General features: G+C 68.5%; 20 protein-coding genes. 13 read left to right on the top strand and 7 right to left on the bottom strand.

The window, feature by feature from the left end; genetic code table 11:
• Window positions 1-123: 123 nt before the first annotated feature.
• The gene (locus GWI72_RS08840; RefSeq protein WP_161673907.1) at window positions 124-846 is read right to left on the bottom strand and encodes a glycerophosphodiester phosphodiesterase family protein; all 723 of its coding nucleotides are present in this window, start codon (window positions 844-846) and stop codon (window positions 124-126) included.
• Between the two features lie 402 nt (window positions 847-1,248).
• Here GWI72_RS08840 and GWI72_RS08845 point away from each other — a divergent pair, with 402 nt between their 5' ends.
• The 7 genes from GWI72_RS08845 (at window position 1,249) to GWI72_RS08875 (ending at window position 8,844) form a co-directional block, all read left to right on the top strand.
• Complete coding sequence (locus tag GWI72_RS08845; RefSeq protein ID WP_161673909.1) at window positions 1,249-1,827, top strand: YceI family protein; 579 nt, start codon at window positions 1,249-1,251, stop codon at window positions 1,825-1,827.
• 67 nt (window positions 1,828-1,894) lie between these two features.
• Window positions 1,895-2,506, top strand: coding sequence for a cytochrome b (locus GWI72_RS08850; protein WP_161673911.1), 612 nt, complete (start codon window positions 1,895-1,897; stop codon window positions 2,504-2,506).
• 36 nt (window positions 2,507-2,542) lie between these two features.
• Complete coding sequence (locus GWI72_RS08855) at window positions 2,543-3,094, top strand: YceI family protein (protein WP_161708412.1); 552 nt, start codon at window positions 2,543-2,545, stop codon at window positions 3,092-3,094.
• A 134-nt stretch (window positions 3,095-3,228) separates the two neighbouring features.
• The gene (locus GWI72_RS08860; RefSeq protein WP_161673915.1) at window positions 3,229-4,866 is read left to right on the top strand and encodes a fumarate hydratase; all 1,638 of its coding nucleotides are present in this window, start codon (window positions 3,229-3,231) and stop codon (window positions 4,864-4,866) included.
• A gap of 242 nt (window positions 4,867-5,108) precedes the next feature.
• Window positions 5,109-6,791: a methyl-accepting chemotaxis protein gene (locus GWI72_RS08865; RefSeq protein WP_161673917.1), complete on the top strand. Its 1,683-nt coding sequence runs from the start codon at window positions 5,109-5,111 to the stop codon at window positions 6,789-6,791.
• Window positions 6,792-6,829: 38 nt separating this feature from the next.
• Window positions 6,830-7,738 (top strand): substrate-binding domain-containing protein, encoded by a 909-nt coding sequence (locus tag GWI72_RS08870; RefSeq protein WP_161708413.1) that lies wholly within the window; start codon window positions 6,830-6,832, stop codon window positions 7,736-7,738.
• Between the two features lie 512 nt (window positions 7,739-8,250).
• Window positions 8,251-8,844, top strand: coding sequence for a L,D-transpeptidase (locus GWI72_RS08875; protein WP_161673921.1), 594 nt, complete (start codon window positions 8,251-8,253; stop codon window positions 8,842-8,844).
• Window positions 8,845-9,022: 178 nt separating this feature from the next.
• On the opposite strand, the gene GWI72_RS08880 is transcribed toward GWI72_RS08875, so the two are convergent.
• Window positions 9,023-9,382, bottom strand: a complete 360-nt coding sequence (locus GWI72_RS08880) for a gamma-butyrobetaine hydroxylase-like domain-containing protein (RefSeq protein WP_161673923.1) — start codon at window positions 9,380-9,382, stop codon at window positions 9,023-9,025.
• Window positions 9,383-9,576: 194 nt separating this feature from the next.
• Between GWI72_RS08880 and GWI72_RS08885 the strand changes: the two genes are divergently transcribed.
• Window positions 9,577-10,602 (top strand): FkbM family methyltransferase, encoded by a 1,026-nt coding sequence (locus GWI72_RS08885; RefSeq protein ID WP_161673925.1) that lies wholly within the window; start codon window positions 9,577-9,579, stop codon window positions 10,600-10,602.
• An 86-nt stretch (window positions 10,603-10,688) separates the two neighbouring features.
• Here GWI72_RS08885 and GWI72_RS08890 read toward each other — a convergent pair whose 3' ends face one another.
• Window positions 10,689-12,140: a cryptochrome/photolyase family protein gene (locus GWI72_RS08890; protein WP_161708414.1), complete on the bottom strand. Its 1,452-nt coding sequence runs from the start codon at window positions 12,138-12,140 to the stop codon at window positions 10,689-10,691.
• A 293-nt stretch (window positions 12,141-12,433) separates the two neighbouring features.
• Between GWI72_RS08890 and moaA the strand changes: the two genes are divergently transcribed.
• Window positions 12,434-13,423 carry a GTP 3',8-cyclase MoaA gene (gene moaA, locus GWI72_RS08895; RefSeq protein ID WP_161674674.1) on the top strand — a complete coding sequence of 330 codons (990 nt, stop codon included), beginning with the start codon at window positions 12,434-12,436 and terminating at the stop codon, window positions 13,421-13,423.
• A gap of 69 nt (window positions 13,424-13,492) precedes the next feature.
• Here the strand turns inward: moaA and GWI72_RS08900 are convergent, their stop codons facing one another.
• From GWI72_RS08900 to GWI72_RS08910, 3 genes are all read right to left on the bottom strand, one after another.
• Window positions 13,493-14,776: a multidrug effflux MFS transporter gene (locus tag GWI72_RS08900; RefSeq protein ID WP_209000075.1), complete on the bottom strand. Its 1,284-nt coding sequence runs from the start codon at window positions 14,774-14,776 to the stop codon at window positions 13,493-13,495.
• 82 nt (window positions 14,777-14,858) lie between these two features.
• Window positions 14,859-15,749 carry an EamA family transporter gene (locus GWI72_RS08905; protein WP_161673929.1) on the bottom strand — a complete coding sequence of 297 codons (891 nt, stop codon included), beginning with the start codon at window positions 15,747-15,749 and terminating at the stop codon, window positions 14,859-14,861.
• A 203-nt stretch (window positions 15,750-15,952) separates the two neighbouring features.
• Window positions 15,953-17,158 (bottom strand): Mrp/NBP35 family ATP-binding protein, encoded by a 1,206-nt coding sequence (locus GWI72_RS08910; protein WP_161708415.1) that lies wholly within the window; start codon window positions 17,156-17,158, stop codon window positions 15,953-15,955.
• Window positions 17,159-17,468: 310 nt separating this feature from the next.
• On the opposite strand from GWI72_RS08910, the gene GWI72_RS08915 reads away from it, so the two are divergent.
• The 3 genes from GWI72_RS08915 (at window position 17,469) to mobA (ending at window position 20,836) form a co-directional block, all read left to right on the top strand.
• Window positions 17,469-18,155, top strand: a complete 687-nt coding sequence (locus GWI72_RS08915) for an SDR family NAD(P)-dependent oxidoreductase (RefSeq protein ID WP_161708416.1) — start codon at window positions 17,469-17,471, stop codon at window positions 18,153-18,155.
• Between the two features lie 128 nt (window positions 18,156-18,283).
• On the top strand, window positions 18,284-18,736 hold the full coding sequence (locus GWI72_RS08920) for a BLUF domain-containing protein (protein WP_161708417.1): 453 nt from the start codon (window positions 18,284-18,286) through the stop codon (window positions 18,734-18,736).
• A 219-nt stretch (window positions 18,737-18,955) separates the two neighbouring features.
• Window positions 18,956-20,836, top strand: a complete 1,881-nt coding sequence (mobA, locus tag GWI72_RS08925; RefSeq protein WP_209000076.1) for a molybdenum cofactor guanylyltransferase MobA — start codon at window positions 18,956-18,958, stop codon at window positions 20,834-20,836.
• Between the two features lie 7 nt (window positions 20,837-20,843).
• Here mobA and GWI72_RS08930 read toward each other — a convergent pair whose 3' ends face one another.
• A complete protein-coding gene (locus GWI72_RS08930; protein ID WP_161708418.1) occupies window positions 20,844-21,875 on the bottom strand; it encodes an MBL fold metallo-hydrolase in 1,032 nt (343 codons plus the stop codon).
• Between the two features lie 133 nt (window positions 21,876-22,008).
• Here GWI72_RS08930 and GWI72_RS08935 point away from each other — a divergent pair, with 133 nt between their 5' ends.
• Window positions 22,009-22,911 carry a LysR family transcriptional regulator gene (locus GWI72_RS08935; protein WP_161708419.1) on the top strand — a complete coding sequence of 301 codons (903 nt, stop codon included), beginning with the start codon at window positions 22,009-22,011 and terminating at the stop codon, window positions 22,909-22,911.
• The last annotated feature ends 45 nt before the right edge of the window (window positions 22,912-22,956 follow it).

Genomic DNA, 22,956 nt, shown 5'->3' on the forward strand with positions numbered 1-22,956 from the left:
GTCCCGACATGATACTTTTCGGAACGATTGGAACATCCTGACCTTAACCCGAGCTGAATCGGGATTGTAAATTTTCAGCAACCGGATAGAGGCGCAACTTCCTCTGCGTCCGTTTCCGAGGCTTCACGACACCGGCAGCATGAGGCGCGCCTCGACGGCGCGCAATACATCCGGCTCGTCGATGTTCATCTGCTGGACACCGCAGCTGAGGGCCCGCTCGAACACGGCCTCCTCCGCGCCGGCATAGAAGAGCTGGGTCACGAGACCGGCCGCATGGGCCTGGGCCACGCGCTCCGGTGTGACGTTGGTCTCGTTGAACTCGAGGATATGCGCGCCGGCGGCAACGGCCCGCTCGACGGAGCCCGTGTGCTGGAACAGCACCATGCGGCGCAGGTCCGGGACCCGCGCCCGCATCTGGGCCCGGATGCCCTCGTCGAAGGAGAAGGACCAGGCCCGGTCCAGCATCCCGCGCGCCGCCAGCATGTCGCGCACCCGCGCCGGATCGGCCGCCTTGATCTCGGCATAGGTTCCGATGCGGCCCTTGCAGGCATCGAGGAAAACGGACAGGCGGGGAATGCGTTCGCCGGCAAAGGCAGCGCCAAACCAGCTGCCGGCATCGAGGCCGTCGAGCTCGGCCGAGGTCATGTCGGCCACGCGGCCGCGCCCGTCCGTCGTCCGGTCCACCGTCTCGTCATGAATGACATAGAGGATGCCGTCGCGGCTGGTGCGGATGTCGAACTCGATCACATCGGCGCCGGCGGCAAGGGCGGCCTCCAGGGCGGCGAGCGTGTTTTCGGGCGCCTGTCGGGACAAGCCCCGATGGCAGATCAGTATGGCCTTCGTCACATGCGTGTCCTCTTGTGCCCGCAGCCGACCGACGTCCCGAGGGCCGACTGCGGCCGCGCCCCAGCCCGTTCTTCCTGCCTGACCCGCTTGATGGATTGATGACAGGGCGGACGTTGCGCCCGGAAATCGATTGTGCGCCGCAACAGGTCCGGCTCACAAAGCCGCGATCCCGGCGTGATCGCCGGTCACGGAGCCCCCGGCCCCATGCCGCGCCAGCTACGCAATTTCACAAGGATTTCCGCGCTGTTGTACGCTGAATAGTAATCAGTGCCCCAAATGACGCTGCTACGTCGTTCAATCCGAGTGAACAGTTCGTCAAATTGTGCCTTGCGCGAAATCAGCTACATGTTGAAGCGCAGGCATTCGCAATGCCATCCCGTTCTTCCCGTCCGGAGACCTGACATGACCCGTTTCGCTGTTTCTGCTCTCGCGCTCGCGCTGTTCGCCACCCCGGTCCTCGCGGACCCGGTTGCCTACGAGTTCGACAAGAGCCACTCCAACCTGTCCTTCACCTATGACCATCTCGGCTTCTCCACCACCGACGGCCGCTTCGGCGGCTGGGAGGCCAAGCTCCTCGTCGATGCCGACAAGCCGGAGAATTCCTCCATCGAGCTGACCATCGACACCACCACGCTCGACACCTTCTTTGCCGACCGTGACACCCACCTGAAGAGCGCCGACTTCTTCGATGTCGCCAAGTTCCCGCAGGCCACCTTCAAGAGCACCAAGGTCACCAAGACCGGCGAGAAGGAGCTGGAGATCGTCGGCGACCTGACCATCAAGGGCATCACCAAGCCGGCGACCCTGCAGGTGACCGTGACGGCCATGGGCGAGCATCCGATGGCCAAGAAGCCGGCGATCGGCTTTGCCGGCAAGACCACGATCAAGCGCTCCGACTACGGCATGAACATGTATGTTCCCTATGTCGGGGATGAGGTGACCATCACCCTGCATGCCGAAACCCTCGCCGCGGCCCAGTAAGGGCCGCCGCGCGAACCCGGGCCGGACGCCGCACCCCGCGCGTCCGGCCCCCATCGGGAGAGCCGCCATGCTGCGCAACAGTTCCTCCGGCTACGGCTGGGTCGCGATTGCCTTCCACTGGACGATGGCGCTGATGATCATCGCCATGCTCGCCCTCGGGATGTACATGCACCGCCTGCCGCTGACCGATCCGGGCACCTTTGCCCTGTTCCAGCTGCACAAGTCGATCGGCTTCGTGATCCTGGGCCTCGCGATCTTCCGCCTCATCTGGCGCTTCGCCAACCCGAGCCCGGCGCTTCCGTCCGCCATGCCGGCCTGGGAAAAGGCGGCCGCCCATCTCGGCCACATCGGCCTCTATGCGCTGATCTTCGCCATTCCCCTCACCGGCTGGCTGATGGTCTCCGCATCCCCCTGGAACATCCCGACGCTGCTGTTCGGCGCCGTCAACGTGCCGCATCTTCCGGTTCCGGCGGCGCTCGGCACCAAGGCGGAGGCCGAGACCCTGTTCAAGGACCTGCATGAACTCTTTGCCTGGCTGCTGATCCTGCTGCTGGTCGCCCATGTGGGCGCGGCGCTGAAGCATCACTTCCTGGCCCGCGACGGCGTCCTGGTGCGGATGCTGCGCCCCGCCTCCCGCACCGGCGCGCAAGACCGGCCCGATGCCGGCCAGCGCGTCTGACCGCCCCATCTGACCCGATCCGAAAGGACCCCTCCCATGCGCAGACTGTTTGCCACGGCGGCCCTTGCCCTGTCGCTTGCCGCCGGTGTTCCCGCCCTTGCCGCCGACTGGACCGTCGATCCGGCCCGCAGCTCCCTCGGCTTTGCCGTCGACCAGGGCGGACAGGCCGTCGAGGCCACGTTCCGGACCTGGACGGCGACGATCCGCTTCGATCCCGCCAACCTTGCCGAGGCCCGCATCGAGGCCACCATCGAGACCGGCGGCATCGTCACCGCCAACCCGCAGTTCGTCGAGATGATCCCGGGGGCCGACTGGCTCGCCGCCGCCACCTTCCCGACCGCCACCTTCACCTCGGGTGCCGTCACGGCGCTCGGCGGCAACGCCTACCGGATGGACGGCACGCTCACCCTGCGCGGCCAGGCCCAGCCGGTCGTGGTGGACTTCACGCTCGACATCACCGACGCCAGCGCCCGCGCCGTCGGCACGGCCAAGGTCAAGCGCACGGCCTTCGGCGTCGGGGCCAGCTTCCCGCCCAGCACCGTCGGCGACGATGTCACCATCAAGCTGGACCTGACAGCCAGCCGCTGACCGCGCGCCCTGTCCCCGCGACGAATTGGGAAGGCCGGACCCGCTTGGCGGGACCGGCCTTTTTGCCGTAAAGAAGCCCATCCCGTTTCGAGCCGTTCCGGTCACGAAGGACGGCCGCCAGGAAAGAGACCCCGATGAACGCTCCTGTCACGCCCCCGGACTATCGTCACAGTGCCATGTTCCCGCTTGGCGAGGACAAGACGCCCTATCGCAAGCTGACGTCGGACCATGTCTCGACGGCCACCTTCAACGGCAAGGAAATGCTCGTGGTCGAGCGCGAGGGCCTGCGGCTTCTGGCCGAACAGGCCTTCATCGACATCAACCACTACCTGCGCCCCGGGCACCTCGCCCAGCTCAAGGCCATCCTCGATGACCCGGAGGCGACCGACAACGACAAGTTCGTGGCCTTCGACCTCCTGAAGAACGCGAGCATCTCGGCCGGCGGCGTGCTGCCCATGTGCCAGGACACCGGCACCGCCATCGTCATGGGCAAGAAGGGCCGCTGCGTCTGGACCGACGGCAGCGACGAGGAAGCGCTCGGGGAAGGCGCCCGCGATGCCTATTTCAAGCGCAACCTGCGCTACTCGCAGCTGGCGCCGATCTCCATGTTCGAGGAGAAGAACACCTCCAACAACATGCCGGCGCAGATCGAGCTCTATGCCGAGGGCGAGAACGCCTACAAGTTCCTGTTCATGGCCAAGGGCGGCGGGTCGGCCAACAAGACCTTCCTCTTCCAGGGTACGCCGTCCCTGCTGACCCACGACCGCATGATCGATTTCCTGAAGGAAAAGATCCTGACGCTCGGCACGGCCGCCTGCCCGCCGTATCACCTTGCCATCGTCATCGGCGGCACCTCGGCCGAGATGTGCCTGAAGGCGGTGAAGCTCGCCTCCGCCCGCTATCTCGACACCCTGCCGACGCAGGGCTCCGATCTCGGTCACGCCTTCCGCGATCTGGACATGGAAGCCGAGATCCACAAGCTGACCCAGGCGACCGGCGTCGGCGCACAGTTCGGCGGCAAGTACTTCTGCCACGACGTCCGCGTCATCCGCCTGCCGCGGCACGGCGCGTCGCTGCCGATCGGCATCGGCGTCTCCTGCTCGGCCGACCGTCAGGCCCTGGGCAAGATCACCAGGGACGGCATCTTCCTCGAACAGCTGGAGATGCATCCGGAGACCTACATGCCGGAGGTGACCGACGACCACCTGTCGGACACCGTCGTCAAGGTCGACCTGACCCGGCCGATGCCGGAGATCCTGGCCGAGCTGTCGCGCCACCCGATCAAGACCCGCCTGTCGCTGACCGGCCCGCTGATCGTCGCCCGCGATCTGGCCCATGCCAAGCTGCGCGAACGTCTTGAGGCCGGCGAGCCGCTGCCGGACTATTTCAAGAACCACCCGATCTATTATGCCGGCCCTGCCAAGACGCCGGAAGGCATGCCGTCCGGGTCCTTCGGTCCGACCACGGCCGGGCGCATGGATGCCTATGTCGACCAGTTCCAGGCCGCCGGCGGCTCCATGGTGATGCTGGCCAAGGGCAACCGCTCGCCGGCGGTGCGCCGCGCCTGCCAGGCCCATGGCGGCTTCTACCTCGGCTCCATCGGCGGTCCGGCCGCCCGTCTCGCCCAGGACTGCATCAAGAAGGTCGAGGTCGTCGCCTATCCGGAACTCGGCATGGAAGCGATCTGGAAGATCGAGGTCGAGGACTTCCCCGCCTTCATCGTCATCGACGACAAGGGCAACGACTTCTTCAAGGAGCTCAACCTCGGTTGAGGCCTCTGATCTTGTGAAACCATTGCCGTTAACCCCGGCAAGGGCCCCGGTCGAAGCACATCGACCGGGGCCTTTCGTTTTGCAACCTGAATATAGGGATCGGGTTGCAGGAACACCGCACGAGTCACTGGGATTTTATTTATCGCCCTTATCAAAACAAAAATAATTGACGCTAGGGAAAATTAACCGTCGGCCTGCACCCTTGGGTCAGTTCCTTTGGCTCAACCACTGTAGGTAGATCCATGCCAAGCGTATTTTCGAGCATCAAGGCCAAGATCGTCGCAGCCTTCATCATCCTGTTTGCGGCCTCGGTCGTGACCGGCCTTTTTGCCATCCGCAGCCTGCAGTCGGTGTCGACTGCCGGATCCGAGTTGTCGACGTCCCTGGCCAAGGTCGACATGCTGGGCAACCTGGCCAAGCTGAGCGCGCAGCTGAATGTCGGCGTCGTCGCCGCGCACTATGCGGACGAGAGCCGGCGCGCGGCGGCGGAGGCCGACCTGCAAAAGGTCGAACTCGCCTTCTCCAGCGTCTTTGCCGAGTATTCCGCCACGGTGGTGGACCCGGCCGAGCAGGAGCTGGTGCGCGACCTGCGCGCCAAGTGGCAGCACTTCCTGGCTGTGGCCGGCGAGGTGACGGCCCTCAACAAGGCCGGCCAGTTCGACCTTGCCTCGAGCGTCGTCTCGACGGATCTGGTGACCGACGGCAAGCTCTTTGCCGCTGCGGTCGAGAAGGTCCTGACGCTGCACCGGGATCATGGCAAGGCGAGCACGGTGGCAGCCGCCGAGATCAGCTCGAGCGCGACCTTCTGGATCAGCATCGCGCTGGTGCTGCAGTCGCTGTTCTGCGTGGCGGTCGGCACCCTGCTCGTCATCGGCATCTCGGGCCCGATCACCCGCCTGACCGGCATGATGCGGCGTCTGGCGGACAACGAGACCAACATCACCATCTCCGACACCGACCGCCGCGACGAGATCGGCGCGATGGCCCGGACCCTGTCGATCTTCCAGTCCTCGATGCAGGATGCGGAGCGTCTGCGGGCGTCGCAGGCGGACCAGGAGCGGCTGATGCGCGAGCGTCAGCGGCGCGAGATGGAAGAGCTTGCCAATTCCTTCGAGCGGGCTGTCGGCGAGGTGGTCGCCACCGTCGCCTCTGCCTCGACCGAGCTGCAGGCCTCCGCCCAGACCCTGTCGGCGGCTGCCGAGGAGACCAGCGCCCAGTCGGTGTCGGTGTCCGAAGGTGCCAAGCTGGCGGCGATGAGCGTGGAACGGGTCGCCCAGGCGATCGACGGCCTCGTGTCGCTGTCGCAGGAAGTCGGCCAGGAGATGAAGCGGTCGGGCGAGATGACCAGCGAGGCCGTGCGCCAGGCGAACGAGACCCGCGGCACGATGGACGAGCTGCAGACCAATGCCTCGACCGTCGAATCGGTGCTGGCGATGATCAACCAGATCGCCGCCCAGACCAACCTGCTGGCGCTCAACGCCACCATCGAGGCGGCCCGGTCGGGCGAGGCCGGACGCGGCTTTGCCGTGGTTGCCAACGAGGTGAAGGCGCTTGCCAACCAGACCGGTGCAGCCACCACCTCCGTCAGCGCCAGCATCGAGAAGATGCAGGCCTCGACCAGCCGTGCCCTCACCGACATCTCGCAGATCGAGACGGTCATCACCACGCTGGCCACCATTGCGGAAGCCATTGGCGGCGTGGTGGCGCGCCAGTCGCAGACGGCCGCCGACGTCACCCGCACCGTGCAGGACGTGACCCGCGTGACGGCGGAAGTGACCGCCAACATCAGCAACGTGTCGATGGCCGCCGGCCAGTCCAGCTCGGCTGCCACCCAGGTTCTCGCCGCCTCCTCGGAGCTGGCCATGCAGTCGGATCGTCTGAAGCGGGAGGTCGCCTCCTTCCTCGAACGCGTCCGCGCCGCCTGAGCCCAGCCATCCAGACCAGGTCCCGGAAAGGAAAACGGATGAAGCGCGTTCTTCTCGCCCTCGGTTTCTCGGCCATGCTGTCCGGCACGGCGATTGCCGAAACCTATCCCGTGTCGATGTACACGCTCGACACCTTCACCAAGCTGCTGTCCACCGCCCTGCAGGAGCGGGCCAAGGAACTCGGCATCACCGTCAAGGTCGACGATGCCAGGGAGGATCCGGCCCGCCAGATCGAACAGGTCAAGGCAGCGCTCGCGGCCAAGCCGCCGGCCCTCATCGTCACGCCGCCGAACGACGAGGTGGCCGCCCAGATCGACGCCCTTGCGGCGGCGGCCAACGTCCCCGTCGTCTTCATGAACGTGCAGCCGAACCTTGACCGGTTCCTGGCCCGCACCGCCATTGTCGCCTCCAATGATCTGGTCGCCGGGCGCATGCAGATGCGCTACGTCGGCAAGCTGATCGGCAACAAGGGCAATGTGGCTGTCCTCACCGGACCGTCGGGGCATCCGGCCGCCATCGGCCGCACCAACGGCGTCAAGGAAGTCGTCAACAGCCTGCCGGGCCTCTCGCTGAAGACCGTCGTGGCGGCCAACTGGAAGCGCGACGAGGCCAAGGCCGTCGTGACCGGCTGGATCAGCGCCGGCACCCTGCCCAATGCCATCCTCGCCAACAACGACGACATGGCCCTCGGCGCGCTGGATGCGCTGCAGGCGGCCGGCATTCCGGACGAACAGGTGGTGGTTGCCGGTGTCGACGCGACGCCCGCCGCCCTCGCCTCGATGAAGGAGAACAAGCTCGACGTCACCGTGCTGCAGAACGCGGTCGCCCAGGGCCGCCGCTCCGCCGACGACGCCGTGGCGCTGGCCAAGGGCCAGCCGGTGCAGCTCTATGACTGGATCCCCTACGAGCTGGTGATCCCGTCGAACGTGGCCGACTACGCCATGTAGGCCCCGGCACCCGGCGTGCCGCAGGATCAGGGGACCGGAGGACACATCCGGTCCCTTGAGCTTGATGACAAACCCTCGGTTGTCATCCCGGCCCAGCTGAGCGTGAGCGAAGCGCCGAGCCGGGATCCAGATATCAGCCGCGCGGAGCGCGACACTCCTGTCGGTCGCAAGTCGTATCGAGGTGACTTGGTTTTGGGCTCGCTTGCGCTCGCACTGACATGCTGGATTCCGGATCTGCGGTTCGCTGAACGCTCACCTTGTCCGGAATGACGGCAAACGGACGAAACTCCGAAGTTTATCAGCAGTCTGGGGGGACCGGAGGACACATCCGGTCCCTTTTTCGTTCATCGCGCCGCAGCCGCCCCCTCCCCGACGATCTGGTGCTTCACCCCGCCTGCCGCAGTACCCGACGCCCCCCTTGCATTAAGTCCGTAGAAAGACGCAGTCTCTATACTGCGGCGGATTTCGGAGGGACGCGCCGGGGTGGCGCTTTCTGTGGGGAGTGATTTGAGATGCTCAAGATGATCGGCCTTCTGGCCGCCGTTGCACTTGTCGCAGGCACGTCGGCTGCCAGCGCGCAGGCCGGCCGCTTCTATGATCCGGTGACCCAGCGCTGGGAGAGCTACGGCCCGGGTCTCGGCTCGCAGAAATCCCCGGTGGAGCGCGAACTGGTCAGCTACTCCGGCCCCTATGCGCCCGGCACCATCGTCGTCGACACCAAGGAACGTCGCCTCTATCACGTCCTCGAGGGCGGCAAGGCGATGAAATACGGCGTTGGCGTCGGCAAGGAAGGCATGCAGTGGTCGGGCGTGCACAAGGTCACGCGCAAGGCCGAATGGCCGGGCTGGACGCCGCCGCCGCAGATGCGCGCCCGCGAGCGCGCCAAGGGCCGCATCCTGCCGGTCTACATGGAAGGCGGCATCAACAATCCGCTCGGTGCCCGCGCCCTCTACATCGGCTCGACGATCTACCGCATCCATGGCACCAACCAGCCCTGGACCATCGGCTCTGCCGTCTCCTCCGGCTGCATCCGCATGGCCAACGAGGACGTCGAACACCTCTACGACAATGTCGAGGTCGGCGCGACGGTCGTCGTCAAGCGCTGAGCCGGCCGCAGGGGCGAAAGCCCCTGCCCCGCCTGCGCGCCCGACTTGAGCCCCCGACTGAGCCCCTGACTTGAGCCCCTGACTGCGCTGCTGGCCGGGGCACACCGGACGGACATCCGTGGCGTCCCGGGCCCGGGCGGCCCGCTGGTGCGCAAGGGCCCCGACGGTTGCAAGGGCCTCAGCGGTCGCGCGACAGGCCCTTCTCCTCCAGCTCCTTCAGGTAGACGCCCCAATGCTTGTCGGGGTTGTGCGCCAGATCGAGGAAATAGGTCCAGGAGTAGATCCCGGTCTGGTGCATGTCGTCGAAATGCAGGCGCACGGCATAGTTGCCGACCGGCTCGACGTTCAGGATCATCACGTTGCGCTTGCCCGGCACCGTGATCTTCTGCGAGGGATTGTGCCCCTGCACCTCGGCGGAGGGCGAACACACCCGAAGATATTCCGCGCTGTAGTCATGCCGCTCGCCGGTGTCGAAGGCGACCGTCAGGGTCTTCTTGTCCTTGGACAGGCGGAGTTCGGTGGGCCAGGGCGTTGTCATCGGCGGACGATCCGGAAGTTGGGGGGCTGGACGGTGGGACCGGTCCTGCAGGCTGAGAGCAGCAGGGTCCGGGCGGTTCGCCGCGACCCTAGCCGCTCCCGGGGCGAGGTCAAGCACCGGATTCATACGGCTTGCCAGATCCGCGCCCATCCCTCATGAGTTGCGCCGACTGACTGATGTGCGGATCCCCCCGAATGCGCTTTGAAGCCTTTTCCCAGAACCTTGAGGATGTCCTTTTGTGGCGTGTGCTGCGCGATGTCGGGGCCGGCTTCTACATTGACGTCGGGGCGGCGCATCCGGTGCAGGATTCGGTGTCCCTCGGCTTCTATCGCCAGGGCTGGCGCGGCTTCCATGTGGAGCCGCTGCCGGAAATGGCCGCCGCGCTCAGGGCAGCCCGTCCGGGCGACCGGGTGTTCGAGGCGGCCCTGTCCACCCGCCCCGGCACCGTCACCTTCCACCGCATCGACGGAACCAGCGGCCTGTCCACGGGGCGGGCCGACGTGGCTGCCGCCCACAGTGCCGCCGGTCATGCCAGCGAGACCCTGACGGTGCCCGCCCTGTCGCTGGCCGAGGTCCTCGATGCCGCGCCGGGCGAGGTGCACTGGCTCAAGATCGACGTGGAGGGGATGGAGCAGGAGGTTCTCGAGAGCTGGGGCAGCTCCCCTGTCCGGCCCTGGGTGGTGGCGATCGAGACGACCGTCCACAGCGAGGCGGCCGTGACCGAGAACGAGGTGGAGCGACAGCTTGGGGCCCTTGGCTACCGGGCCATGCAGTTCGACGGACTCAACCGCTTCTTCCTGCATCAGGACCACGCCGACCGCGCGGGCCGGTTCGGACTGGCCGCCAATGTGTTCGACGATTTCATCTGGTACGGCGGCGGTGCCAGCGTGGCCCTGTCACGGCTGGCTGCGCGGGCGACCGGCCTCGCCTCCCTGGCGCAGATGGCGCTGACGGGCCGGCTGCCGGAGGAGGCCGCACCGGCCGGCGCGCCACGCACCGAGGCCGAGATCCGCACCGCTTACCGGCTCGTGCTCGGACGCGAGCCGGAGAGCCTGGCGGCCATGCAGCCGCATTTCGCCCAGCCCGACTTCTGGAGCCTGGTGCGGACCTTCGCCACCTCGGCGGAATTCGATGTCATCGGCCAGCAGGCGCGGGACCTCGCCGCGCTGCTGGATTTCCGCAGTCCCTCCGAGATCGCCCGCACGCAGGCGGCGGACTAGCCCCGTCCGGGGGCCAGGCGCGGGCCGGTCTGCCCTTCGGCAACGCCGCCAACAGCGCCGTCCCGGCGCCAACGCCCCAGGAGCGCCTATTCGGCGGCCACGCCGCCCGCTTCCTTGACCGCCTCGTAGCCGGCAAGGGCCGCCGCACGGGCTGCGGCATGATCGACGATGGGGCGCGGATAGGTCTTGCCCAGCACGACACCTGCCGCCTTCAGCACCCGGTCGGGCGCCTCGAAGGGGGCATGCAGGAACTCGTCCGGCAGCCGGGCCAGTTCCGGGCACCAGCGCCGCACGTAGTCGCCCTGCGGATCGAACTTCTGCCCCTGACCGACCGGCGCGAAGATGCGGAAGTAGGGCGCGGCATCCGCGCCGCTGCCCGTCACCCACTGCCAGCTTGCGGAATTGTTGGCGAGATCGGCATCCAGCAGCGTGTCGCGGAACCAGGCCTCGCCGTGCCGCCAGTCAAGGCGCAGGTGCTTGACCAGGAAGGAGGCGACCAGCATCCGCACGCGGTTGTGCATGTAGCCCGTGGCCCACAGCTCGCGCATTCCGGCATCCACCATCGGATAGCCGGTCATGCCCCGCTGCCAGGCCTTCAGGTCGGCCGCGCTGTCGCGCCAGGGATAGGCATCGAAGGCCGGCTTCCAGTTCTTCGCCGGCAGATCCGGGAAGTGATAGAGCAGGTGGTAGGAAAACTCGCGCCAGCCGATCTCGGACAGGAACTTGTCGCCGTCCTTGGCCAGGCCCGGATGCAGGTCGGTGTAGAGCCGGGTTGCGGCCCAGATCTGGCGCGGCGAGATCTCGCCGAAATGCAGATGCGGCGACAGGCGCGAGACATTGGGCAGGTCCGGCCGGTTGCGCAGCTCGCCATAGCCCTTCAGTCCCCCCGAAAGGAAGCCCTCCAGCAGCGCCGAAGCCCCCGCCTCGCCCGGCTGCCACAGGTCCAGCCAGCCCGCCGCCCAGTCGGGCCGGCTCGGCGTCAGGCCGAAGTGCTCGAGCGGCAGGCCGAGGCCGTCGGCCGCGATCAGCTCGCCGCTGCGGGCCGGCAGCGGCGGCGTCACCGGACGGGCGAGCGCGGCACGCCAGAAGGGCGAATAGACCTTGAAGGGACCGCCGGTCTTGGTCTCCAGCTCCCAGGGTTCGTGCAGCAGGCCGGCATTGAAGCTGCGGACGCTGAGCCCCTCATCGCCGAAGCGGGTCTTCAGCCGCGTGTCGCGGGCAATCGCATGCGGTTCATAGCACCGGTTCCAGTGGATCGCGGTGGCCCCGGTGGCGCGGACCGCCTGCTCCAGCGCCGTCTCGGCCGGGCCTTCCAGGATCACGAGCCGGCCACCCATCCGTGCGAGGTCCGCGTCCAGGGCCTTGAGGCTGTGATGCAGCCACCAGTGGCTTGCGCCGGTCATCGGATGGGTGTCGCCGGACTGTTCGGGCGTCTCGACGATGTAGATCGGCAGCACGGGGCCACGGGCGAAGGCCTCGGCCAGCGCGGGGTTGTCGGCAAGGCGCAGATCCTGGCGGAACCAGACGAGTGTGGTCATTGCAAAGCTCGGGACACGGAAAGGAAGCGGGGTGAACTGTCTCGGGCCTGATACGCGTTGCAGCGGGGGCAGGATCACCGCAGGCCGCAAGCCTCTTGCCGACGCGCCAAAAAGCAATATGTTTGACGGAACAGAACGAGAGCCTGCCCGGCGGTTGCCGCAGGCAGGGCGGGGAGAGAGCGATGGACGAGAGGTTCGACCGCCTCGGCGGCGACGCCGGCGTGCCGGCGGATGCGGTCCCGGCCGGACGCCCGCTGCCGGCGCAAGACGGCGGGCGGCGCGCCCGTCCCCGGATGATCGACCCCTTCGGCCGCACCGTGTCCTATCTGCGCGTCTCGGTCACGGACCGCTGCGATTTCCGCTGCGTCTACTGCATGGCCGAGGACATGACCTTCCTGCCGAAGCGCGAGATCCTGACGCTGGAGGAACTGGACCGGCTCTGCACCGCCTTCATCGACAAGGGGGTTGCGAAGCTGCGTCTGACCGGCGGCGAGCCGCTGGTGCGCAAGGGCATCCTTGACCTCATCCGCTCCCTGTCGCGCCACCTGAAGTCCGGGGCGCTCGAGGAGCTGACGCTGACCACCAACGGCTCGCAGCTCGCCCGCTATGCTGGCGAGCTGGCGGCGGCCGGCGTGCGCCGCATCAACGTGTCGCTCGACACGCTCGATCCCGACCGCTTCCGCGCCATCACCCGCTGGGGCGATTTCGGCAAGGTCATGGACGGCATCCGCGCCGCACGGGAGGCCGGCATTGCGGTCAAGCTCAACATGGTGGCGCTGAAGGGCGTCAACGAGGACGAGATCGTGCCGATGCTGGAGTGGGCCCATGCGGAGGGCCATGATCTCACGCTGATCGAAACCATGCCGATGGGCGACATCGACGGCGACCGCACCGACCAGTACCTGCCGCTCAGCCTCGTGCGGGCGCGTCTGGCCGAGCGCTTTACCCTGACGGACATTCCCTACAAGACCAGCGGCCCGGCCCGCTACATGCAGGTGGCGGAGACCGGCGGGCGCATCGGCTTCATCACGCCGATGACGCATAACTTCTGCGAAAGCTGCAACCGGGTGCGGGTGACCTGCACGGGCATGCTCTACATGTGCCTCGGCCAGGACGACAGCGCCGACCTGCGCGCGCCCCTGCGCGCCTCCGAGGGCAACGAGCTGATCGCCCAGGCCATCGACGAGGCGATCGGCCGCAAGCCGAAGGGCCATGATTTCATCATCGACCGGCGCACCCGCCGCCCGGCCGTCGGCCGCCACATGAGCGTCACCGGCGGCTGAGACCGGGTTCGGGCTGAGGCCCGGGGTCCGGTCCGCAGCGACACGATGGCCCCGGCGGCGCGGATGCCGTCAGAGGCCGAGACGGGCCGCCCGCCGCTCGACCGCGGCTGCGGCGGCGACCGAGACCAGCGTCATCACCACGCAGACCGCCATGACGAGGACCAGCGGCCAGGTGGTTGCCGGGTACATTTCCTCCGACAGCAGGAAGGCCACCAGCGCCGAGGACACCGCGCCGAGGCCGATCTGCATGCTGCCGGCAAGACCGGAGGCCGCCCCGGCCAGATCCGGGCGCACGCTGACAGCCCCGGCAATCGCGCTTGGCAGGCACAGGCCGTTGCCGAGGCCGACGATCAGCATCGGCAGGAACAGCGACAGCGGATGCACGATGCCGAGCCCGAACAGGGTGCCGGTCAGCACCACGGCCACGAGCGGCATCAGCGAGCCGATGGTGATCATGCGGATGACACCGATGCGCTGCGCATAGCGGCCGGAAAGGCCGTTGCCGACGATGTAGCCGGCCGCCACCAGCATGAAGTAGAGGCCCATGCCGAGCGGGGTCATGCCGAGCACGGCGGCGGCGATGAAGGGCGCGCCGCCAAGGAAGGCGAAATAGACCGCGGAGGTGAACATGGCCGTGGCCGCATAGGCCCAGAAGGCCGGCGTCGCGCCGAGGGTGCGGTAGCTTGCCACCAGCCCGCCGATCCCCTGCCCGCGGCTGCGGGTGTGATGCGTCTCGTGCAGGTCGTACCAGGCCGCAACCAGCACGACGATGCCGAGCGCCAGCAGGAGATAGAAGCCGCCCTGCCAGCCGAACCGGCCGTCGAGCGCTCCGCCAAGGGCCGGCGCGAACATCGGGCCGACCGCCATGCCCATGGTCACGTAGCCGATCATGCTGGCCGCCTGGTCGCGCTCGTAGAGATCGCGGACAATGGCGCGGCCGAGGACCAGTCCGGTGCAGCCGCCCAGCGCCTGGATGATGCGGCCGATGATCAGCGTGGTGATGTCGGGCGCCAGCAGGCAGATCACGGTGCCCACCACGAACACCGCCATGCCGCCGACCACCACCGGGCGACGGCCATAGCGGTCGGAGATCGGACCGAGGAAGATCTGCGCGACGCCGACGGCGGCCAGATAGAGCGACATGGTCAGCTGCACTTCGGCCGAGGTGGCATTGAAGGCGGCAATCATGCCCGCCAGAGACGGCAGGTAGATGTTCATCGCCAGCGGATTGACCGTCGAGATGGCGACCAGGATGGCCATCGAGGGCCGCGGCCGGACCGGACCGCCATCCCCGCCCCCTGCCGTCATGCCGGATCCCGTCCCCTCGGACCCCATGGTTGCGGATCCCGTCATCGCGGAACCTTCCCTGCGCGGCTGGTCATTCATCCGGTCCGTATCCTGTCCGTCGTCGGCCTCGCGGCCGACGGGTTCGAGCCTAGCGCCCGCCTGCCTGCTCCGCATCCCTGGCGATCTTGCGTTCGCGCAGGACCGTGTAGATGCCGGTGGCAACCACGATGCCCGTGCCGAGCAGGGTCAGCGCGTCCGGCACGTCGCCCCAGACGAGGTAGCCGATCAGGATCGCCCAGACGATGATCGAGTAGCGGAAGGGCGAGACCAGCGAAATGTCGCCGATGCGCATGGCAACGATCAGCAGAACATAGCCTGCAAGCAGGCAGGCGGCGGCAGAAGCCAGAATGCCGACCTCGCCGAGCGTCATCGGCTTCCAGCCCTCGACGCCGACCACGCAAAGCCCCAGCAGCAGGACACCGACACAGGTGACCAGCGTCGCCCCGAAGGTCGGAACTTCCGGCGGCATCATCCGGGTCGTGAGATCGCGCAGCACCATGAACAGCATGCCGATCATGGCCAGGATCGACCACTGGTCGAAGCCCTCCAGACCCGGGCGCACGATGATGAGCACCCCGACAAAGCCCACGCCGATGGCCGTCCAGCGCCGCCAGCCGACGGGCGCCCCGAGGAAGATCGCCGCCGCGCCGGTCACCATCAGCGGCAGCACCTGCAGGATCGCCGTGATGTTGGCGATCGGCATGTGCATCAGCGCGATGAGATAGAACAGTGTGGCCCCCACCTCGCCGAAGCTGCGCAGCAGCACCATGGGGTTGCGGAGGTGACGAACCTCCCGGTGCACGCCGGTGGCGTAGCAGAGCACGAGGATCATCGCGATGGCGATCAGCCCGCGCACCACGATGATCTGGCCAAGCTGGACCGTCTCGTAGACGATCTTGACCAATGCGTCGTTGCCGATGAAGGCGGCCATTGCCACGAGCATGGCCAGAATGGCCTTGCCATTTTCCTTGGGGTCCACGGTCGGATCCTGACATGGGGAAGTGCCGCCTGGGGACGGGCGATGGGCGGCAGGGTCCCTTGCTTGTCGGTGTTTTCACGGCATTCGTCAACCGGTCAGACCGGTTCGGGCCGCGTCCGCCCCGCGACGGCGCGCCGGTGTTGCCGGAAGGTCGCGCCTCCCCGCGCACGAGGGGACCGGACCTCCCGTCTGCCCTTGCGCGATCAGTCGAACACGATCGCCGGCGCCGCGCGGCGCACCTCGCCCAGCGGCCGGGTCACCTCCGCCCAGACCCGGGCGGCGATGTCGCGGTAGACGGCAGCATGGGCACCAGCCGGATCGGCGACGACAATCGGCGTTCCGGCATCGGAGTTGATGCGGATGTCCATGTCGAGCGGCACCTCGCCAAGGAACGGGATGCCAAGCTTGTCGGCCTCCGCCCGGGCACCGCCATGACCGAAGATGTCGTAGCGCTTGCCGGTGTCGGGGGCAATGAAATAGCTCATGTTCTCGACGATGCCGAGCACGGGCACATCGACCCGGCGGAACATGTTGAGCCCCTTGCGGGCGTCGATCAGCGCCAGATCCTGCGGGGTGGAGACGATCACGGCACCGGACAGCGGCACCTGCTGCGCCATGGTCAGCTGCGCGTCGCCGGTGCCCGGAGGCATGTCGACGACCAGGGCGTCCAGCTCGCCCCAGGCCACTTCCCTGAGCATCTGCGTCAGGGCCGACATGACCATCGGCCCGCGCCAGATCATCGGCGTGTCCTCCTCGACCATGAAGCCGATGGACATGACCTTGATGCCGTGGCCATCGAGCGGCTTCAGGATGCGGCCTTCCACCGGCTCCGGACGGCCCGAGACGCCGAAGAGGCGCGGCACCGACGGGCCGTAGATGTCGGCGTCGAGCACGCCGACGCGAAGGCCGTTCGCCTTCATGCCCAGCGCGATGTTGGCCGTGGTGGTGGACTTGCCGACGCCGCCCTTGCCGGAGGCGACGGCGATGATGTGCGTCACGCCCGGGACGCCGGCCTTGGCCGGACGCGGGCCTGCAGCGCCCGGCCCGGCTGCCGGAGCACTCCCGTGGCTGTGCCCGTGCCCGTGCCCGTGCCCGTGAGACTGGCCCTGTGCCTGCGCCGGGGCGGCTGCGGCCGGACGGGGTTGGGGGCTGCCCGGCTTGCGTTCGGCCGTCAGGGCGACCATGGCCTTCTCCACGCCGGCGACCGACCTGACCGCCGTCTCCGCCGCCTGGCGCAGCGGTTCCATCTCGCGCGCCCGGTCGGCCGGCACCGTGATCGAGAAGGCCACGCGGCCGTCGGACACGAACACATCCGACACGAGCCCGAGCGAGACGATGTCGCCCCGGCCGTCGGGTCCGGGGATCTGCCCGAGCCGCGCCAGCACGGCCGCCTTGATTGCCTCGCTCATCGTTGTACCCGTCCTTGTCTCTCGTGCCGCCGGGGTGGTTCCGGCGCGGTCTCGACATGCCCGGGGTCGCACCCCGGTGTTTCGCCTAACGTAGTCCGCTGAGCCGCCCCGTCAATCGCGCTGATCCGTCAATCCGCAAGCTTCGTCAGCCGTTTATCCGTGCACTCCGGCGCGTCGCGGCCGGATCCGTAGCGATACCGGATGGCAGCCTTGCAAATGCGCGATATGTTCGCAGGCGCAGGCCGTGCGGCCGCAGGCCCGATCCCTGCGACCGCCGGCCTGCGGATCCTGACCGACGGAGAGCCGCCACATGCCCACCATGCTGATCACGGGTGTCAACCGGGGCATCGGCCTTGCCATTGCCGAAGCCGCCCTGCAGCGGGGCTGGGACGTGGAGGGCAGCTGCCGGACGCCGGCGCAGGCCGAGGCGATGCAGGCCCGGCTCGGAGCCCGCTTCACGCCGCTGGTCTTCGACGTGACCGACCACGCCGGCGTGGCGACGGCAGCTGCGGCCCGCCCGCAGCCGCTCGACGTGCTCATCAACAACGCCGGCATCATCGGCCCCGAGGCGGAGGCGCAATCGGCCCTGTCGATGGACTTCGAGGGGTTCCGCCAGACGCTCGAGGTCAACACGCTGGCGCCGCTCGCTGTCGCCCTCGCCTTCCTGCCGCGCCTGCGGCTGGCGCCGGCCGGACGCATCCTGACAATTTCCAGCCAGATGGCCTGGATGGGCTATGCCAAGTCGGACCGGGTTGCCTACCGGGCCTCCAAGGCCGCCGTGAACAAGGTCATGCAGTGCCTTGCCACCGATCTCGAGGACGAGGGCCTGGCGGTGGCCGTCGTCGACCCGGGCTGGGTGCGCACCGACATGGGCGGAGCCGGCGCCGACCTGTCGCCGGTCGATGTCGCCAGCGGCATCGTCGAGCTGGCTGCCAGCCTCGACCGCAGCCGCTCCGGCCGCTTCTTCCGCTGGACGGGCGAGGAACGCGAGTTCTGAGCCCCGGGCAACGCCGCCGCACGGGACGGCCGGGCGACGGATTGCCTCAAATTTTCCGAAACAGCTTCAGCACTTCTGGGGAGTTTGCCCGCTAGGCTTGCCGGATATGATCACGAGGGGACTGACCCATGTCTGACCTTTATCATATCTGCTACATGAGCCTCATGAAGCGCCAGGCGTTCCTGCCGGACCTGCGCACCAGTCTGGAAAGCCTGATCGACCGGTCGCGCAGCAACAACGCGCACAACGGCATCACCGGCTGCCTTCTCTTCACCGGCGAGGTGTTCCTGCAGGTGCTGGAGGGGCCGCAGACCGATGTCGAGGACACGTTCGGCCGCATCTCCCGCGATCCGCGCCACACCGACGTGCGGGTGCTGAGCGAGGGACCGGTGAAGGACCGGTCGTTCTCCGACATGTTCGCGACCGCCGGCGTCGCCTCGCCGCTGAGCGCCGACGCGATCGAGGAGATCCGGGCTGCCTTCGACAACCCGGCGCGTCACCTGCACCCGCGCGAGATGAAGACCCTGCTTGCGGTCCTGACCCAGGATGACCGTCACATCGACGCGCTGCTGGCCGGTTGACCCTCGCGCCCCGCGGCCGGCGCAGCTGCCCGGTCGCCATCACGCCGGCCTTGCGGACGTTGCACTTGCGCGGGGACCCGCAAGGCTCTGGCGCTGACGCGAGGCATTGCAAGGCACTGGCGCTCACGCGAGGCATTGCAAGGCACTGGCGCTCCCGCGCCGGGGGCGCTACCAGTCTGGCAACGCCCCGGCGGGGCGAAGCGAGAGGGGCGGCACAGCGTGACGACGATCATCGGCTGCATACTGGCGGGCGGACTGGCCCGTCGTCTGGGCGGCGTCGACAAGGGCCTGTTGCCCCTGGCCGGCCAGCCGGTCCTCGCCCATCTTCTGGAGCGCCTCGCGCCCCAGGTGGCCGGCCTCCTCATCAATGCCAATGGCGATCCGGCGCGGTTCGCCCGCTTCGGCCTGGCCGTCGTGCCCGACACGCTGCCCGACCATCCCGGCCCGCTGGCCGGCGTCCTTGCCGGGCTCGGCGCGGTGCGGGCGCGCTGGCCCGGGGCGGCCGGTCTGGTCAGCGTTCCCGCCGACACGCCGTTCATTCCCCCGGATCTGGTCCGCCGGCTGCTTGCCGCCTCCGGCGACGGGCAGCATCCGGTGATGGCCGAATCGGCCTCCGGCCTGCATCCCGCCGTCGCCTACTGGCCCCTTGCCCTCGAGGCACCGCTGCGCAGCTTCCTCACCGCTCCGTCGTCCAGCCGCCGGGTCCGGGACATGCTCAAGGGCGCCGGCGCGCGGACCGTGCGGTTCGAGCCGCTCGCCGGGGGAGACGATCCCTTCTTCAACATCAACACCGCCGGGGATCTGGCCGAGGCCGCAAACCGGCTGGCGCCGGGCGTCGATGACTGCCTGCGGCCCGGCCCCGTGCGGCTGACGCATGAGGCGGCGCTGGCCCGGCTGGCTGCCCGGCCCCTGCCGCTGCCGCCGACGACCGAGGTTCCGCTCGCCGACGCGCTCGGCCGGGTGCTTGCCGGGCCCGTGACCGCGCCCCGCGACGTCCCGGCTGCGGACACGGCTGCCGTCGACGGCTATGCCTTTCGCCATGGCGATCTCGATCCGGCCGGCGGCTTCTTCCGCCTCGAGGCCCGGCTCGCCGCCGGTCACCCCGGCCAGGCGGCCCTGTCGCCTTGGGCCGCGGCGCGGATCTTCACCGGCGCGGTGATGCCGGCGGGGGCCGACACGGTGGCGATGCAGGAGGACTGCGCCAGTGGCATCGAGGATGGCGTGAGCGTCGTGCGCGTGCCCCTGTCGCTGCGCAAGGGGGCCAACCGGCGCCGCGCCGGCGAGGACCTGACGGCCGGCACGCGTCTGCTCGAGCCGGGGGACCGGCTGCGGCCGCAGGATCTGGCGGCGCTCGCCTCGATCGGCCTCGACCGGATCCCGGTCCGTGCGCGCCTGCGCCTGGGCCTCCTGTCCACCGGCGACGAACTGCTGCGCCCCGGGCTCGACCAGCCCCGCCCCGGCGGTCTCTATGACGCCAACCATTTCCTTCTGGCCGGTCTTGCTGCGGCCTGTCCGGTCACGGTGACCGATCTCGGCATCTGCGGCGACCGCCGTGACGCCTTGCAGCTGGCGCTCGGCGAGGCCGCCGCCGCCCATGACCTCATCGTCACGTCGGGCGGGGCGAGCCACGGCGAGGAGGACCATCTCGTCGCGGTGCTGTCCGCGCTCGGCCAGGTCGAGATCCTGGATCTGGCGATCAAGCCGGGCCGACGGCTGGTGCTGGGCCGCATCGGCGACACCGACGTGATCGGCCTGCCCGGCAATCCGGTGGCGGCGATGATCTCGTTCCTGCTCTATGCCCGGCCGCTGATCCTGCGGCGGGCCGGGGCGACGGTCACGCCGCCGCACCGGCTGATGGTCGCCGCCGGCTTTTCGCTCCCCTCGCGCAAGACCGGACGACGCGAGTTCCACCGCGCCCGGCTGGTTCCCGGCCCGGACGGCACCCTCGTCGCCGATCTCTATGCCCGCTCGGGCTCCGGCCTCATTTCCAGCCTGCGCGCCGCCGACGGGCTGGTCGAACTGGCCGAGGACGTGGCCTCGGTCGCGCCGGGTGCGCCCGTGCCGTTCCTGTCCTTCGCCGCCCTCGGCGTGCCAGCCTGAACCGGCCTCAGTAGGCGTAGGGCCAGCTTGCCGCGACATAGCGGAAGGCATCGCCCTCCCGCGCCACATGGCCGACCCCCGGGAAGCCCAGATGCATGCCGGCGATCAGCAGGCCCTCGGCTGCCGCCATGTCGAGCGTGCGCTTGCGGGTTTCGGCGGCCTGCGCCGGATCGACGTCGAAGGCAACCGACCAGTCGGGCCGGGCAAACTGCACGGCGGGAACATGCACCAGATCCGCCACGATGAGCAGGCTCTGCCCGTCGCTGTCGATGCGCACGCCGCTGTGTCCGGGCGTATGGCCGGGCAAGCCAATGGCGGTGATGCCCGGCAGCACTTCCTCCCCGGCCTTGTACAGGGTCTGGCGCCTGGCATACGCATCGGCGGCCTGCCGGGCGCCCAGGAAGAAGCCCTTCGTCAGGTCCGGCGCGGCGTTCATCGCCGCATCGTCGTACCAGAAGGCGCGGTCGAGCTCCGGCAGCAGCAGTTCGGCATTCGGGAACAGCGGCTGTCCCGCCGGCGTCAGCACACCGTAGATGTGGTCGGGATGCATGTGGGTGATCAGCACCGCATCGATCTGGTCCGGCGACACCCCTGCGGCGGCCAGCGCCTTCGGCAGATGGCCCAGCGTCGGGCCCATCTTGTCGGAGGTGCCTGCATCGACCAGCACCAGCTTCCCGCCCGTGTTGACAAGGAAGGTGTTGACCGGGCCCTGGATCGACGGACCGGACGCGAAGGCGGCCGCGCGCAGCGGATCCCCGATCTTCGGATCGTAGCCGAGGATCAGCTCCGGCCCGAGGTCGAGATAGCCGTCGAGCACGGTGGTGACCTCGAACTTGCCCAGCCGCCGGCGCAGCGCGCCCGGCTGCACGCTGCCGACCAGCGGGGCGCCCGCCCGGGCCGCCAGGCTCGAGAAGGCCAGTCCGCTCGTCGCAAGGCCGCTGACTGCAAGGCCCGTTGCCAGGGTGCCGGCAAGGCCGGTGGTGAGGAACGCGCGGCGGGAGAGGGCCGCGGGCACGGCGGCGGGATCAAACTCGGTCATGGGAGACTGCCTTTCCTTCACAGCGGCGCTGAGCGCGCCGGTCGGCCTAGACATGCATTCATCATCTCTGGTTTTGAAGTTGCGCCCGGCTTATAGGAATTAGAAGCAGAGCTTATGAAAAAGGAGGCTGCCGATGGACCGCCTGGCCGCCCTGACCGCCTTTGTCCGCGCTGTCGATCTTGGCAGCTTCTCCGCCGCCGCCGCCCATCTCGGCCTGTCGCAGCCGGCCGTCAGCCAGCAGATCCGCGCGCTGGAGGAGCAGCTCGGCACACGCCTCCTGACCCGCACCACGCGACGTCTCGCCCTCACCGATGCGGGCGAGCGCTACCTGACCTATGCCCGTGACATCGTCGAGCGGCTGGAGGAGGCCGACCGCTCCGTGCAGAGCGCGGAAGCGCAGATGTCCGGCACCCTGTCGGTCAGCCTGCCCGTGGGCTTTGCCGAGGCGATCCTCGCGGAGTTCCTGATCCGCTTCAAGCAGGCCTGGCCCGCCCTGATCCTCGACGTGCACCTGTCGGACACCTATGTCGACGTGGTGCGCGACCGGCTCGACGTGGCGATCCGGCTCGGCGAGATCCGTGATGACCGGCTGATCGTGAAGAACCTCGGCCGCGCCCGGCGCGGGCTCTTTGCGGCGCCCTCCTATCTCGATGCCGTCGGCCGGCCGCAGCACCCCGGCGAGCTGGCCCGCCATGCCTATCTGCTCTACCGCAAGATCGGGACAGGCGACACCGTGCCCCTGACGGACGCGAACGGCCAGACCGTGACGGTGCGCATCAATCCGGTCATGATCGTCAACAACTCCACCGCCCTGCGTCTGGCTGCCGTGGCCGGGCTCGGCGTCTGCCTGTCCAACAGCTGGATCGTGCAGCCCTATGTCGACGCGGGAGAGCTGGAACAGGTGCTGCCCGACTGGCGCTACCACGACCACCCGTTTCACGCGGTCTATCCCTCGAACCGCTACATCCCGTTGAAGGTCCGCCGGTTTGTCGAGGCGCTGCGCGCTTTTCTTGCTGAGAAAGGCGCCTTTTCATGACAGGGTGCCGCAAGGGCGGCTTACGCCCTGCGCTGGGGGAAGATG

The sequence above is a fragment of the Pannonibacter sp. XCT-53 genome (genome assembly GCF_009915765.1).
Lineage (GTDB): Bacteria > Pseudomonadota > Alphaproteobacteria > Rhizobiales > Stappiaceae > Pannonibacter > Pannonibacter tanglangensis.